Annotated in this window: 13 protein-coding genes; all 13 read right to left on the bottom strand. The window is 61.9% G+C overall.

The window, feature by feature from the left end:
- Window positions 1-131: 131 nt before the first annotated feature.
- The 13 genes from E0L37_RS00865 to E0L37_RS00805 all read right to left on the bottom strand — a co-directional run bounded on the left by E0L37_RS00865 (window position 132) and on the right by E0L37_RS00805 (window position 15,248).
- Complete coding sequence (locus E0L37_RS00865; RefSeq protein ID WP_133489928.1) at window positions 132-3,113, bottom strand: TrlF family AAA-like ATPase; 2,982 nt, start codon at window positions 3,111-3,113, stop codon at window positions 132-134.
- A gap of 161 nt (window positions 3,114-3,274) precedes the next feature.
- The gene (locus tag E0L37_RS00860; RefSeq protein ID WP_133489927.1) at window positions 3,275-3,502 is read right to left on the bottom strand and encodes a DUF2274 domain-containing protein; all 228 of its coding nucleotides are present in this window, start codon (window positions 3,500-3,502) and stop codon (window positions 3,275-3,277) included.
- On the bottom strand, window positions 3,499-4,788 hold the full coding sequence (locus E0L37_RS00855; protein WP_133489926.1) for a TrbI/VirB10 family protein: 1,290 nt from the start codon (window positions 4,786-4,788) through the stop codon (window positions 3,499-3,501). The genes E0L37_RS00860 and E0L37_RS00855 overlap by 4 nt, the downstream gene beginning before the upstream one ends.
- Before the next feature lie 2 nt (window positions 4,789-4,790).
- Window positions 4,791-5,783, bottom strand: coding sequence for a P-type conjugative transfer protein TrbG (gene trbG, locus E0L37_RS00850; protein WP_133489925.1), 993 nt, complete (start codon window positions 5,781-5,783; stop codon window positions 4,791-4,793).
- The gene (trbF, locus tag E0L37_RS00845; RefSeq protein WP_133489924.1) at window positions 5,780-6,484 is read right to left on the bottom strand and encodes a conjugal transfer protein TrbF; all 705 of its coding nucleotides are present in this window, start codon (window positions 6,482-6,484) and stop codon (window positions 5,780-5,782) included. The genes trbG and trbF overlap by 4 nt, the downstream gene beginning before the upstream one ends.
- A gap of 18 nt (window positions 6,485-6,502) precedes the next feature.
- Window positions 6,503-7,870 (bottom strand): P-type conjugative transfer protein TrbL, encoded by a 1,368-nt coding sequence (trbL, locus tag E0L37_RS00840; RefSeq protein WP_133489923.1) that lies wholly within the window; start codon window positions 7,868-7,870, stop codon window positions 6,503-6,505.
- 12 nt (window positions 7,871-7,882) lie between these two features.
- Window positions 7,883-8,611 (bottom strand): P-type conjugative transfer protein TrbJ, encoded by a 729-nt coding sequence (trbJ, locus tag E0L37_RS00835; RefSeq protein ID WP_133489922.1) that lies wholly within the window; start codon window positions 8,609-8,611, stop codon window positions 7,883-7,885.
- A complete protein-coding gene (gene trbE, locus E0L37_RS00830) occupies window positions 8,608-11,067 on the bottom strand; it encodes a conjugal transfer protein TrbE (RefSeq protein WP_133489921.1) in 2,460 nt (819 codons plus the stop codon). The genes trbJ and trbE overlap by 4 nt, the downstream gene beginning before the upstream one ends.
- A 12-nt stretch (window positions 11,068-11,079) precedes the next feature.
- A complete protein-coding gene (locus tag E0L37_RS00825) occupies window positions 11,080-11,364 on the bottom strand; it encodes a VirB3 family type IV secretion system protein (protein ID WP_133489920.1) in 285 nt (94 codons plus the stop codon).
- Window positions 11,361-11,738, bottom strand: coding sequence for a TrbC/VirB2 family protein (locus tag E0L37_RS00820; RefSeq protein ID WP_133489919.1), 378 nt, complete (start codon window positions 11,736-11,738; stop codon window positions 11,361-11,363). The genes E0L37_RS00825 and E0L37_RS00820 overlap by 4 nt, the downstream gene beginning before the upstream one ends.
- Window positions 11,735-12,769: a P-type conjugative transfer ATPase TrbB gene (gene trbB / locus E0L37_RS00815; protein WP_133489918.1), complete on the bottom strand. Its 1,035-nt coding sequence runs from the start codon at window positions 12,767-12,769 to the stop codon at window positions 11,735-11,737. The genes E0L37_RS00820 and trbB overlap by 4 nt, the downstream gene beginning before the upstream one ends.
- Window positions 12,766-13,242 carry a ribbon-helix-helix protein, CopG family gene (locus E0L37_RS00810; RefSeq protein WP_133489917.1) on the bottom strand — a complete coding sequence of 159 codons (477 nt, stop codon included), beginning with the start codon at window positions 13,240-13,242 and terminating at the stop codon, window positions 12,766-12,768. The genes trbB and E0L37_RS00810 overlap by 4 nt, the downstream gene beginning before the upstream one ends.
- Complete coding sequence (locus E0L37_RS00805; RefSeq protein ID WP_133489916.1) at window positions 13,239-15,248, bottom strand: conjugal transfer protein TraG; 2,010 nt, start codon at window positions 15,246-15,248, stop codon at window positions 13,239-13,241. The genes E0L37_RS00810 and E0L37_RS00805 overlap by 4 nt, the downstream gene beginning before the upstream one ends.
- Window positions 15,249-15,278: the final 30 nt, after the last annotated feature.

Genomic DNA, 15,278 nt, shown 5'->3' with positions numbered 1-15,278 from the left:
TGGCTGCTTGCGAGCCGTACAATTTTGTAGGCTGGGAGCCACATAGGTGTATCGCGGCAGTAAGCCCAGGCGGGCCACAGCGTGGTTGCAAGCAGCAGAAACCCTCCATTCCATCATCTGGACAAGGCAGATCATCGATCCAACCTTACACGCAGCCGCCTCGCACGCTCCTGGAACGCCGCCTCGCCACCCTCCAGGATTTCGCATACCTCTTTCCTGATTTCGGCGTTCTCGAGACCGCCAGACAGGTAGGTAATGGGCGGCAGCGCCTCATGGGGATGTGGACCTGCCTCTGCGATGATGATCTGGTCGGCGTCGGTATTGATAACGAGATTCGCGTTGTGAGTAACCATGATCACCTGTCGGTGTGATTTGGCTTCAATAAATAGCCCCACCAATTCGTCAAAGACCGATTTCGGATCCAAGTTCTCTTCCGGCTGGTCAATGAGAAGCGGCCGGTCATCTTTGTCGTCCAAACCGAGGTAAAGAAGTAGGAGGACTATTCCGCGCGTGCCAGGGGATAGCTTTCGGATATCGACACCATCATAGTCGATGCCGTATCGGATCTCGATATGGTCCGTGCTGAACAGCCACTGAGCGAAGCGTTTCGACCATATGCGGAACTCCGCCTGATCCGTCCTTGCGACGGGGGAGTGGTCCAGCAAATCGTTCTGGTAGAGCCGCCGGAACTCTGCCATCGCTGCTATCACTGCACCAGAATCCCCGACTTCCCAAGCAGCTTTCAGCACCTCATCAGCTTTTTGCTGAAGCGTCCCTTTCCCACGGAAGGCGCCGGCCTTTCTCAAATCAATAAGACCTTCCTCGGCCGCCTCTGCCCACTGTTCCACGTCTGCAATGCGCGCAACGGAGAATGAGAGTTTCTTCAATGTTCCCGAAGATGCGGCAAGCCTCGCCATCAACGGCGCGTAAAGCTCCTCCAGAACCGATTGCTCAGCGACGAGCGCATCGAAGGCCCTGCCATACGCCGTCTCACGATCTGCCTGCAGCTGAAGAGCACGGTCCTTGGCTCCTTTGGCGTCCTTTAGCTTTTCCGTCAACGTTTGTAGCGCCGTGGTCTCGGCCGCAATGTTCTTGGAGAGCGCGGCATAGCGGCGCTGTGCATCCTTGTCGGCATTGACCAGCTTCTCCAGCCGCGCCATCTCTGCTTCCAGCACCGCCTGTGTGAGTGTGCTGAGATCAGTGTTCTCGGGGACATAGGTGGTGTTCGGGTCACCCGGTGGCGGTGTTGTTCCCTTGAGTTTGGTTATCTCACCATCGACCCATTTCACATAGCCAGTGAGATTGTCATCGACCGGCCCCGTATAGTCGATCAGGAACGCCGCCCATTGTTCCGCTGACATTCCGCTGTGTTCATGACGCGCCTGAGCTTGCCGAAGCGCCTCGGGTGCTTGGTTGCGGCGCATGTCTTTCACTTCATCCTGCATGGCGAGAAACGTCTGTCGCTGCCCCGTAAACTGACGAAGCTTTGCTCGGACTTTGTTGGCAGCGCCGGCCAACTCCGTATGTCTCTGAGCTCTCTTTTCACCGCCTTTTGATACCAGCTTGGCACGATCGGCCGTATACGCGTCGACCAGCTTCTTTTTCTTCGCCACCTCTGCCTCGTAGCTGGCGACGAGTTTTTCCTTTTCCAATTCCGTACTTATGCGATCAGAAATCTGAGCGACTGCTTCAGCCTCCCTGGCGCGGGCGAGGCGATGTCGTGATGCACGCTGCTCCAACAACTCGGTAAAATTCAACGCACCGTCCCTGGTATCCTCGGGATGCGCCTCGAAAATCACACGCTCGATTTCTCGAAGCAATCCGTCTGTTAGCCCGTTTGAGGAGCATAGTTCTTCGACAAATTGCTGAGACAAATACCGCACCCGTTCATAGCTGAACGGTCCGTTCGCGTCCGAACCATCGAGCGCACGTATCTCGGGGTCTCCAGCCGCCCATTTCACCTTGACCTTTGAGTCTCCGACAATTGGGCGTGCCCGAACGAGAAAGGATGGATTTGCCCACTCGTCTGCGTTCCAAGTCTCGTCCGGGATCGAGTCGCAACCAGCCGCGATCATGTCCGCCAGCGCGGTCTTGCCGGATCCACGAGCTCCGATAATAGCAACCAGCCCTGGATTGAGCGGTATAACCGGCGTCTTCAGCCATGGTGCATCTAGAACTTTGATTCCAGAAATCACCTGAGAGGGTGTTGCAGACGCTGGCGGTTCGCTCCCAACATACGCCCGGTCGGCAGGATCGATACATGCTTGACGCAACGAGTCGAATTCAAGCCCGCCCTTGATCCAGGAGAAGCGATCCCCAAACGGCGAGGCTACACTCTCAAGGTTATGGGCGTCGCTTCCATGAAGGCAGGGCTTGAGGCCGCCATAGACCTTGCGAACTTCATCCGCAGACATTGAAGGCTTACGGCCCAGCCAAAATTCGCGCTGCGCTTCGCTGCTAGCGAATATCACATGAGCAAACCCTTCGATCTCGCGCCGGATGGTCTGGTCGGCCGCCTCTCGGACGCCCGATGTTCCATCGCTCGCCCCACCTGCCACACCAATTAATATGTTCTTTCTCGCCCAACTGCTTTCCGCATACACTTCACGCAGCTGCTGGAAGTTGACTTTGAACTGGCTGGCACCATAGGCAAGTGCAGCACCATCGTCAGTGATATTCGGGTCCGCCTTCTTGCCCAGCCTGATCAGATCGGCGCGCGTACAATCGAATCGATCCTGGATCACATTAAACTGCAAGCGCGACAGTATCCGTTGCAGCTCATCAATGTGCTGAGGATCTTCGGGACTCACAAAAAGGTGTAGATTGACGAAGCCTCCCTTCGCAGTAGCAACATCGAGCCTCAACTCCACATTGGGGAAAATAAGCGTCGCGTTAGGAAGCCTACCTACATCTCGATATTCCAAGATTTTCTGATAGGTATCAGTTATGTAATAGTCGGTGACTGCGATCGCCTCGATGACTGGGGTCGCCCGCTCAAGTGCTGTGAGGTAGTCGTCCCAAGCATTTGGTCCACTGAACTGGTTGTTCATGACCGTGCCGGGCGCATGAATATGTGGCTCCCACCTCCGCCACTCCGATCCGCGATTCAGCATGCGTTCCCCTTAATTATTTCCCAATTCTTCTGTCACATCGCAAAGGAGCCAATGACAGTGGTGTTATTATTGCCACCATACCCGACTATTTGTGTCCACCTTAGGAAACACGCTCACTCCTAGCTGGCGTCAGCCATTTTAAGGGTTATTCTGACATATTGTTACATTTCAGGGAGGGCTGCCTTCCTAAATCCTCGATCTCTCGCCATAAATGCCTCCAGCATATGCGGGACCAGCGTCACCGCATCAACCGCCTCCCCATAGGTCTGCGCGTGCAACGCGGCATAGCGATCGAGGTCAGCCTTCAGGCTGGCCGGGCAGGCGAAGGTCAGCTTGGTGGTCTGGGTGCTGGGCAGCGGACCAAGACGTAACTTTCGGGTGGTGGTCATTGTAAGGCTCCCTGATTGAAGAACGGTGGCTGGTAAGGACGGAGTACCAAATCGCGGTTGACGATAATGCGTACTGGCAAGCCGGGCCGCTCCGTCAAGGTGGGTTGGATGTTCAGGTTGCGCCGGGTCATCTCCTGGCCAACCTGATTGATGCTGTCTTGCGCGCTGTCGCGGCCAGCGATGATGACGCGATCACCGTCCTGCCGGTTTTCCGGCGCGGCCAGTTCGGCGCCGACACCCAGCAGCGTTGTCAGCACGGCGCCGGCAAAGATTCGGTCCCAGTGCCAATCGACGCCATCCTCCAAACCGGCATAGCCAGCTGGATCGGTGCCGACCAGGCTGTCGAGCGTCAGTGAGGATGTATCCGGCAGAATGATGCGGTTCCAGACGACTTGAACCCGGCTCTGCCCGTAACTGACCTGACTGTTGTAGCGGCCCAGGATACGGGAGCCCTGCGGGATCAGCAGGTGTTGGCCGGTAGCTGTGTCGTAGATCGGCTCCGTGACCGTGGCGATCACATCGCCCGGCAGGTCGGATTGGATGCCTGTCACCAGTGCCCCCGCGATCACCGTACCGGCCATGACCTGATACGGTGAATCGGGCAGTTGCAGGTGCCCGGCATTACGGGTTTCCGTAGAACCGGATTTCAGGAAAGCCTCTTTCTGGTCTTGCCGGTTCTGGACGGCGGTCGGATCAGCCGGTTGTACACCCGTCGAGACCGCTCCGCCGGCCAGCGCATCAAAAGCTGCCAAGGTGTTGCTCCCGTCTGGCATAGAAGACGGCGACGATACCGTGACTGCCGTGGTGGCTGGGTTTCGGTTGCCGGTCTGGAAGAACAGCGACGAAGCGGCTGCGGCTTCGGTCTCTTCGCGTAGCGCATCGGCGGGATCATAGCCAGGAGCCGAATAGCTGGCCACCGCTGGCTGTTGCGCGTTCACGATGGCTGGTCCCAGATCCCCCGGTAACGGCGGCCCCAACGCCGGCACCTCGGGCGGTACGTCAGGTGGCAGCTTGGAATAGTCGGAGGGCAGCTGCTCCAGCTCTTCGGAGCGTGACACACGCTCGACGTTGTACAGCTCCGTCTGCTCGCTACCCCTGCGCTGTGGCGGCTGCAATGACCAGAGTGTGGCCCCGAGCATGGCGACCGCCAGACCGCCGGTCAGGATCGCCAAGGTGCGCCGGTTCAGTCGCGTCACCGGACGCGGTTGGGCACGTAGGGTCACGCTGTGGGGGGAGACTTTATCCGCTTGCGGTGTGGCCCGGTCGGCCGTCTCTTCCTGACTCATATTCAGTCCCTCCGTGCCACGCCGTCAGTGCGTTCGATGCGCACTACGTCGCCCTTGTCGCCGCCCAGGCGCAGCTCGGCTGCCCCGAACAGCCGATCGACGATGTAATACGGTGGACGGAACCGGTAGTTCACCAGTTGCCCATCCCCCTCGGCGCCGATCACGAACAGCGGTGGTAGCTCGCCTTGTGCGATGCCCACCGGGAATTGGATATAGACCTTTCGTCCGTCGTCGAAGGCGCGCAGCGGTTTCCAGGGCGGCTGACTGCCGCTAATCGCGTAACGAAAGCGCAGGTTTTCCAGCGCCAGGCCGGTATCAATAGGTGTGGCCGCCTCCGCTGCCTGATTCCGGCGCTGCAAGGCCAGCATCTGGTCGCGCGGATAGTCCCAGGACACCGACGCCATCCAGGCCTTGTCCGTCGAGGACAGTTCGATCAGGTAAGTGCGCCGACTGGTGGTGATGACCAGATTAGTTTGCAGGCCCGAACGGATCGGCTTGACCAGCACATTGACGCGCCGGTCGTCGCCGGTACCGCTGGAGGTGTCGCCCACGACCCAGCGCACGGTGTCCCCAGCCGCCACCGTAACCAGTTCTTCGCCCGGCTGGAGCGCGATCACCGTCACACGTCCGACCGCAGAATAGACTTGATACAGTGCGCCGTCGGTGAAAGGCCAGACCTGGATGGCATTGACGTAGCCCTCACGAGTCGGGGCCATGCGCGCTTCCTCATTGGCCCTGGAAACACGCACGGTTTCATCGTCGGGCTCAGATGCGGAGTCCGCTTCCTCGGCCTCCGGCAGTAGTTTCATCTGCCCCGGCATCGGTAGCACTTCGGGCACCGCCACCACTTCCACCGGCAGGGGCGGCTCGGGCAAGGGCTGAGCTAACACTGGCTCATCAAGAGAGATAGCGGGTGGCGGCTTGCCCTGCGTGGCGCAGCCCGATAGGACCAGCAGGATCAGTGGCAACGCGTAAAAACGTAAAAATGGGTTCATGGCTGGGCTCCTTCGGACGTATCCAGTTCACGGCTCCACGACAGGCCATTGACGTAGATGCCCAAGGGGTTCTTGCGCAAACGGTCTTCGGTGCGCGGGGTTTGCAACACGATGGACACCACAGCCGTCCAGCGCTCCAGCCCGGCGGCAGCACCATTGACGTAGCGGCGTTCGGTCCAGCGCACGTTGAACGACGAGTCGCTGGCACGCACGACACTGGTGATCTGTACCGTCACCGTCTCCTTGCCGATGCGAGCGAAGGGATCGTTGGTGCGGGCATAGTCATTGAGCACCGCCGCGCCCATGTCAGTGGTGTAGTCGTAGGCATTGAGCCAGTTCTGCCGTACTACAACCGGGTCGATGGACAGCGCGCGCACTAGCGTCACGAAACGCGCCAGATGATGCGCGATCTGCGCGTCATTGGGCCGGTACGGCGTGGCGGCTTCGCCCACGGCGCGCAACTGTCCGGCTTGATCCACCTCCACCACGTAGGGCGTGACGATGGACTGCGCCGAACGCCACACCAGACCACCGGCCATCAGCAACGCCAGCACCAGGCAGCCGAAAGCCATCAAGCGCCAGTTCTTCGCCTGCACACGCGCCGAGCCGATGCGCTCGTCCCACACCTGGGCGGCGGATTGGTACGGGGTGGCCGGTTGCGGAGATTCCGCATAGCGCACCCTCGGTCGTTTGAATCGCATAAGGGTTCTCCTAAAGGATCAGGTATCGGAATCACGCAAACTTGGGCCGGAACCCGCACCGCCACTGTCACCACCGCGCAAGGTATGGGCGGTCGTCGTGGCGGCCTGGGTGATCTGCTGGCGACGGTGCAGGCGTTTGGCCCAAGCAGGTTGTTGTTGGGGTTGCGATGTCGCGGTCTGGCCCGTTCCAGTGGCGCCGCCGCCCGCGCTATCATCGGTAGACGAGCCGTTCCAGCCCGCGCGGAAGGGAGCCACCATGCGCTGCCCGGCAGCGGAGACACGAGCGACCGTGCCACGCCCGGCGGCTTGAGCGCCGGACCTGGCGACATTGCCGAAGCCCGCCGCCGCCCCCTTGAGGCCGCCACCGGCGGCGGTCGAACCGGCCTGGAATGCCGATCGAGCGCTACCGACTGTCGAGGTGGCAGTACGTGCCCCCGTACCGGCCAATCTGGCGGCGGCCGGGGCCATGCGTGCTCCGGCCATGACGGCTCCGCCCACACCCGTTGCAGCCGCACCAACGGCCACGGCGGTTCCGGCGGCGCCGACCGCAGCACCGGCCATCGCACCGGCACCCAATTGCGGCCCACCGGAAATCAGCCCGGTGGCAATACCCGGCCCGAAGATGCCCAACGCCAGCAAGGCGAGCGAAGCCAGCATGATGACCAACGCGTGATCGATGGACGGCTCGTCCGGATGCACCTGGAACTCCGCAAACAAGCCGGTACCGATACCGACGATCACGGCCAGCACCAGCACCTTGACGCCGGAGGACACCACATTACCCAGCACCTTCTCGGCGAGAAACGCGGTCTTGTTCCACAAGGCAAACGGCACCAGCACGAAACCCGCCAACGTGGTCAACTTGAACTCGATGAGCGTGATGAAGAGCTGGATCGACAGGATGAAGAAGCACAGGATCACCACCAGCCAGGCGAGGAACATCACCACGATGGGATCGAGATTGACGAACACCTCGGGGAAGCCCGCCATGTCGCCGATCTGTTCCAAAATCGGCGCCGCCGCATCGATGCCAGTCTTGGCCAGCCGACCCGGTTGCAGAAAGTGCTCCATCGTCAGCGACGAGCCGGTGGCCGTCAGGCCGAGGCCGGCGAAGGAACGGAACACGATGCCCGCCAGCCAGTTGAAGTTGCCGATGATGTAGGCGAAGGCACCGACATAGAGCACCTTGCGGAGCAGCCTGGCGATCACGTCTTCGCCCTGACCGGTGGCGTGGCTCATCGCCCAGTACAAACCGGCGAGGGTCATGTCGATGATGATCAGCGTGGCGGTCAGGAACGCGACCTCGCCCTGCAACAACCCAAACCCCGAGTCGATGTAGGTGGAGAAGGTGTTGAGGAAGCGATCGATGACCGTCACGTCATTCATGGCCCGACCTCGTCAGTTGGAATAAAAATCCACACGCTGCGGCGTGTAGGGGGTGCCGGTACCGAGAAAGCGGCGCCGCACCTCACGGGCTCGCTCGGTGGCGGCAGCCTGGCGTGCCAGCTCCAGCGCCGCCGCCCGCTCCTGGGTGATCTGAAGCTGTTGCGCCTGAATCGATTGCTTGGCCTGTAAGGCCAGTAGCTGATTGGTGGCCTGCATGGCTTGCAAAGCGCCTTCCGCCGACTGGCTCTGACCCACCAGATCGACCAGCGCGCTTTCGTCATCGCGCAGGTTCTGCGACGCCTGCGCCTGTACCCGCATCGCGGTGTGCAGCCCGTCAAGCGTGTGCCGCCAGCGTTCCTGCGCATCCTGGTACATCTGATCGCCGCTGACGGTGGCGGCGTACTCCTCGGGGTACAGCCGCGCGAACTCGCGGTCGAGGTTCTGTACGTCATAGGCCAACCCCTGCGCCTCGGCGATCAGGCGTTCGGTGGTGGCCAGCGTCGAGCGCAGCCGGTTGACGACGTTGAAATCCAGACCCGCCAGATTGCGCGCCTGGTTCGTCAGCATCCGCGCTTCGTTCTGAAGCTGATTGATCTGGTTATTGATCTGCTCCAGTGTGCGAATGGCGGTCAGCGCGTTCTGCACAAGATTCGTGGGATCGACCACGACCCATTGGGCCTGGGCAGTAGACACGGTGCCGAGCATAGCCGCGACGGCGATGGCGAGAAGACACTGCTTCATGGTGGATTCTCCTGAGGTTGGTTGGTAAAGCGAGAGGCAGCCGGGACCAGGTCGGGGAACGAAGGCAGCAGGTCGGCGCCCCAGTCGAGGCCGCGATGACGCAGCCAGGCACCGGCGAATCCGGGTTCGCCGGCATCCAACAGCACACGGTCGATGGCGCGTTGATCCTGCGGAGTGGAAGCCCCCGCAAACGCCAATGCGACTGGTCCCAGGTCGAGGTCAAACAGTCGATTACCCAGCCGCGACTGGTAGTAGTAATCCCGCTTGGGTTCGGCGGTGGCGACGATTTCGATCTGCCGACCGTTGAGGCCGAAGCCCTCGTAAATGGTGCGAATCTGCGGCTCGGTGGCCTGCGGGTTGGGCAGGAAGATGCGGCTGGCACAGCTTTCGATGATGGCCGGCGCAATGCTGGAGTCTTTGATGTCAGCTAGCGACTGCGTGGCGAAGATGACGCTGACGTTCTTCTTGCGCAGCGTCTTGAGCCACTGCCGGATGCGTGCGGCGAACACCGGGTCGTCAAGGAACAGCCAGGACTCGTCGAGGATCAATAGCGAGGGGGCGCCGTCGAAGCGTTCGTCAAAGCGCGCGAACAGATAGCCCAGTACGGCTAGCACCGCCGCCTTGCTATGCATTAGTTCTTCCATCTCGAAGCCCTGTACGTCGGCGCTGCCGAGCCGGTCCTGCTCGGCATCCAACAGCTTGCCGTGGGCACCGCCAAGCACATAGGGCGCTAGCGCCTGGCGCAGCGCGTTCGATTGCAACAGCACGGACAAGCCGGTCATGGTGCGCTGCTCCTGCGGTGCACCGGCAAGGCTGCTCAGCGCCGACCAGATGGCCGCCTTCTCGTCGGGGCCGACCTCCACGCCTTCGTACAACAAGCGGCCTTCCACCCACTCGGCGGCCCAGGTGCGATAGCTTTCCTGGTCAATGCGCGCCAACGGCTGGAAGGCGATACCGCCGTCCGCGCTCAGGTCGTAATGCTCGCCGCCCAAACCCAGGATAGTGGCCCGCATGGATCGGCCCATGTCGAAGGCGAAGATGCGCGAACCGGGGTAACGGCGAAACTGCATGGCCAGCATGGCCAGCAACACCGACTTGCCCATGCCCGTCGGCCCCACGACGAGGGTATGCCCCACGTCGCCGATGTGCGTCACCAGCCGGAACGGTGTGGCGCCATCAGTGCGGGTGACGATCAGCGGAGGGCCATCCAGGTGATCGTTCCTCTCCGGCCCCGCCCAGACCGCCGAGACCGGCATCAGGTGCGCCAGGTTCAGTGTCGAGACAATGGGCTGACGCACATTCGCATAGGCGTTACCGGGGATCGAGGACAGCCAGGCGTCCACCGCGTTGAGCGTTTCAGGAATGGTCACGAACCCGCGTCCCTGGATGACACGCTCCACCATCCGCAGCTTCTCCTCGGCCACGTCAGCATCCGTGTCCATCACGGTGACCGTGGCCGTCAGATAGCCGAAGGCAACTTGATCGCTGCCCAATTCCTGCAGGGCCGCATCGGCGTCCGCCGCCTTGTTGTTGGCGTCGGTATCCACGAGCGGGCTTTCCTGCTGGAAGATCGTCTCGCGCAGTAGCGCCACCACGTTCTTGCGTTTGGCGAACCACTGGCGGCGCAGACGGCCCAGTTCCCTTTCCGCCTCGGTTTTGTCGAGGCACAGAAAGCGCGTGCTCCAGCGATAGGTGAACCCCAGACGGTTGAGGTCGTCTAGAATCCCCGGCCAGGTTGAGGTCGGAAAGCCGCGCACCGACACCACGCGCAGATGGTGATCGCCCAGCATGGGCGCCAAGCCACCAACCAGCGGGCAGTCGGTCAGTAGCGCATCCAGATGGAACGGCACCTCGGGAACGCCTATCTCATAGCGGCGCGTGGAGACGGTCCCGTGCAGGTAGGTCAACGCCTGACTGTCATCCAGCCAGGTGATTTCCGGCATCACACCATCGAGCAGGTCGAATACGCGATTCGTTTCCGCCACGAAGGCATCCAGCCGACCCCGCCAATCCACACCGTCGCCGGGGGCGTTCTCGTACAGCATCTTGGCCGCGCGGGCGTGGGATTCTTCCGAGTGTAGGAAGGCCAGCGTCAGGTGATAGCGGCTCTCGAAGTGTTGGCTCGATTCCTCGAACACGGCGCGACGCTCCTCATCCACCAGCCAGGACAGCGCTTCGGGGAAATCAGCGTGGGGATAGTCCACCGCATGTTGGCGTTCGGCCTCGATAAACAGCGCCCAACCCGCCCCCAGTCGGCGCAGCGCATTGTTGAGCCGTGCGGTGGTGGCGATCATTTCGCCCTGCGTCGCACTGTCCAGATCCGGTCCACGAAAGCGCGCCGTTCTCTGGAGCGAACCGTCCTTGTTCAGCACGACACCCGGCGCCACCAACCCAGCCCAAGGCAACCAATCAGCCAGTAGCGCAGGGCGCTGGCGGTATTCGGCAAGGTTCAGCATCGCGACACCTCCCTACACGTCCAGCAGTGGCTTGTGCTTTATGTGCCGGGCGAAGACCTGCATGAACTGCGGATCGACCCGTGCACCCCATACCGCCAATGAGTGACCGACAATCCACAGCACCACGCCCGGAATCCACAGTTGCAATCCCAGCCCGACAGCGGCGGCCAGGGTGCCATTGGCAATGGCCACGGTCCGCGGCGCGCCGCCCAGCAGAATCGGCTCGGTCAGCGAGCGGTGCAGCGGAATCTCGAAACCGGGTGCAAAGCCCGTTGTGACTTCGTTGGCGGTGCTCATACAACCGCCCCGCCCGAGAAGCTGAAGAACGACAGAAAGAACGAGGACGCGGCGAAGGCAATGGAGAGCCCGAACACGATCTGGATCAGCTTGCGAGCGCCCCCGCTGGAATCGCCAAAGGCCAGCGCCAGGCCCGTGGCGATAATGATGATCACCGCGACAATGCGCGCCACCGGCCCCTGGATGGAATCGAGGATGGATTGTAGTGGCCCTTCCCAGGGCATCGAGGAACCGGCCGCCTGTGCTGTGCTAGTCAGCAAAAGCATCAACACGGCGAGCAACAGCCCTTGTCCTGCTGGGCTGACCAGCGGGCGCAGCCGTGCCAGTCGGGACAGCGGATGGTCAAAAAAACGTAAAGCAACGGTGTGGATCATGGCTGTTCTCCTATTGGGCTGGCAGGTGGGGTGGAATCAGATGGTGACGGCAAGACGGGTAACGCCGCATCCAGCACGTCCGTCAGGAGGTAGCCGCTCGGGTCGAAGCCCACCACACGGGCAATGCCCGCGATGTGGCGTTTGCGGCCACGCCCAGCGATGTGAATCACGACATTGACCGCCTCGGCGATCAACGGACGTGGTGGATTCACAACCACTTCGAGAATCAGTTGTTCCAGACGCAGCAACGCGCCCAGAGCGGAACCGGCATGAATGGTGGCAATGCCGCCGGGATGGCCCGTTCCCCAGACTTTGATCAGATCCAGCGCCTCACCACCGCGCACCTCGCCGACCACCACACGATCCGGGCGCAGCCTCATGGTGGCGCGCACCAGTTCGCTCATGCTCACGACACCAGCACGGGTGCGCAGTGGCACGTGATCGTGGGCGGCGCATTGCAGCTCGATGGTGTCTTCAAGCACCAAGACGCGGTCGCCAGTGGCGGCGATCTCCGCGAGCAAGGCATTGGCCAGCGTGGTTTTGCCAGTGCTGGTGCCACCGGCAATCAGGATGTTCTGGCGTTCGCGTGCCGCACGGCACAGAAACTCAGCCTGTTGCGCCGTCATCATGCCGTCAGCGACATAACGCGCCAGCGGAATCACGCCTATAGCGCGTTTGCGCAAGGCAAAGGCCGGCCCCGGCGCGGCGGGCGGCAGAATGCCCTCGAAGCGTTCGCCGGTTTCCGGCAGCTCGGCCGACAGGAGTGGCTGACCGCGATGCACTTCCGCGCCGACGTGGGCGGCTACCAGCCGGATGATGCGTTCACCGTCTTCGGCCGACAGTTCCGCACCCAGCGGCGCGCGGCCGGTGGACAGCCGATCCACCCACAGGGTCCGGTCGGGGTTGAGCATGATCTCCACCACGTCCGGGTCCTCCAGCGCGGTGGCGATCAACGGCCCCATCGCCGTGCGCAGCATCTGGATGCGCCGATCCAATGAAGTGGTGGAGGAAGACTGAGGAATAGCGCTCATGGCATCGATTCCTCAGCACGTTCCCGCGTCTCAAACTGCGCTGCCGCGTCATCCGTGCGCATCGGGTCAGGATGAAGCTCCTCCACCACGTCACGCACCAAGCTGCGGCCACGCAGCAGGTGGCGACCGAGTTGTTCGACGAACTGCTCGAAACGCGCTTTGCCCTGGGCGCGGGCCGCGTCCTGGTGCGCTTCGGGCACCGGCGTGCTCACCGTCAGGAAGTAGCGCACGAACAGCGCCAGCGTCTCTATTTCGATGTTCTGGTCGCGCTCCAGCTTCTCGAACTGGCGTGACAGGCGATCGAGTCGCTTGGAGATGGCGGCTTCGCGCTGGTCGGCCGCGTCCGGTGACAGCCAGGACGCCAGCGCCGCCGCGACGATGCTGGATTTCGAGACGCCTTTCTTGGCGGCCAACTCATCCAGGCGCCTGGCGTGCTCGGGTTGGATAAAGAGGTTCAGGCGGTATCGGCTCATAGCTGGATTCCATCATCAGGGTCGAGGGACGCCAGCCGCGCCACGCGCTGCATGGCCGGGTCAAACTGGCTGGGAAGCGTCGGCGCCGGGTCATCGTCATCGAGTAGCCCCAGATCGCTGACTTCCTGTTCCGACTCCGGGTCGTAGGCGACACTTTCGGACAGCTCGGGCTGACGACGTGGGCCGCCGTCGTCCACGCTGCCCAAACCATCAGTGGATGCCTCAACCGATGCAGCGGACATGGCTGGAGTCACCAGCTCGCTCCAGTCATCAGGCCGCAGAGGCGGCGCATCGGCGTAGCGCTTCACCCGGGAAGAATCGGCAAGCGCAGGCGGCGGCGATACGCGTTGTTTGAAATTGGCATCCGCGTAATAGCGCAGCTTCCTGGCTTTGATTGGTGCCACGCTGGAGACCATCACCACGGCCTCGTCAGGCGGAAGCTGCATCACCTCTCCGGGCGTAAGCAACGGTCGAGCCGTCTCCTGGCGCGACACCATCAGGTGGCCCAGCCACGGCGCGAGCCGGTGGCCAGCATAGTTGCGCTGGGCGCGCAGTTCGGTGGCCGTGCCCAGCGTCTCGGAAATGCGCTTGGCAGTGCGTTCGTCGTTGGTGGCGAAGGTCACCCGCACATGGCAGTTGTCCAGAATCGAGTGGTTCTGGCCGTACGCTTTGTCGATCTGGTTGAGAGATTGCGCAATCAGGAAGCTGCGAATGCCGTAGCCGGCCATGAAGGCCAATGCGGTTTCGAAGAAGTCGAGCCGGCCCAATGCCGGAAATTCATCAAGCATCAGCAACAGCTTGTGGCGGCGTTCGATGCCGTCGGAGCCGTCGAGTGATTCGGTGAGCCGTCGCCCGATCTGGTTAAGGATCAACCGGATCAGCGGCTTGGTGCGGCTGATATCCGAGGGCGGCACCACCAGATACAGCGATACCGGATGTTCGGCTGCAATCAGGTCGGCGATGCGCCAGTCGCAGCGCGACGTGACCTCCGCTACCGTCGGGTCGCGGTACAGTCCCAGGAACGACATTGCCGTGGAGAGCACGCCTGAACGTTCGTTGTCGGCTTTGTTGAGCACTTCGCGCGCGGCGGAAGCCACTACGGGGTGTGGCACATCGCCCAGATGCTTCGTGGTCATCATCCGGTGCAGGGTCAGCTCGAACGGGCACGCCGGATCAGAGAGGAAGTTGGCGACGCCACGCAGCGTCTTGTCCTCGCTAGCGTAGAGCACATGCAAGATGGCGCCCACCAGCAGCGCGTGGCTGGTCTTCTCCCAGTGATTGCGCCGCTCCAGCGCACCTTCGGGATCGACCAGAATGTCGGCGATGTTTTGCACGTCGCGCACTTCATGCGCGCCACGCCGTACTTCCAGCAACGGGTTGTAGCCGGCCGAGTTCGCATCGGTGGGATTGAACAGTAGGCAGTGTGAGAAGCTCGAACGCCAGCCGGCGGTGAGCTGCCAGTTCTCACCTTTGATGTCGTGGATAACCACAGAGGCGGGCCAAGACAGCAGCGTTGGCACGACCAGACCAACACCCTTTCCGGAGCGCGTCGGTGCGAAGGCCAGTACATGTTCTGGGCCTTCATGGCGCAGGTATTGGTCGTTGTGCAGCCCGAGAAAAACACCCACCGGCTCGGACAGTTTGGCCTTACGGATGTCGGTGGCGCTGGCCCAGCGTGCTGACCCATAGGTGGTGACCCGTTTGGATTGCCGAGAACGCCATACCGACATGGTGATAGCAACGACAACGGCCATCAGGCCACTGCCACCGGCAATCGCGCCGCCGGTGTCAAAAACTTCCGGCGCGTAAGCGCCAAAGAAGAACCACCATTCGAACAATTTCCAGGGGGGATAAACCGGTGTGCCGAAGAGATCAAACCAAGGCGAACCGAGGCGTAGCTGATAGCCCAGAGCGGCGGCAGTCCATTGTGTGGCTCCCCACACACCGGCGATCACGATGCCGAAAACGGCAGCGATCTGCCCAAACAGCACGCCCTGAGCTTGCATTGGCTGGCCTCCAGTATTCCCGCGTTAATG

It is taken from the genome of Alcanivorax sp. 24, from assembly GCF_004360225.1.
Lineage (GTDB): Bacteria > Pseudomonadota > Gammaproteobacteria > Pseudomonadales > Alcanivoracaceae > Alloalcanivorax > Alloalcanivorax xiamenensis.
Note: the sequence above shows the minus strand (reverse complement) of the source record. Positions and strands in the feature narration are given on the sequence as shown.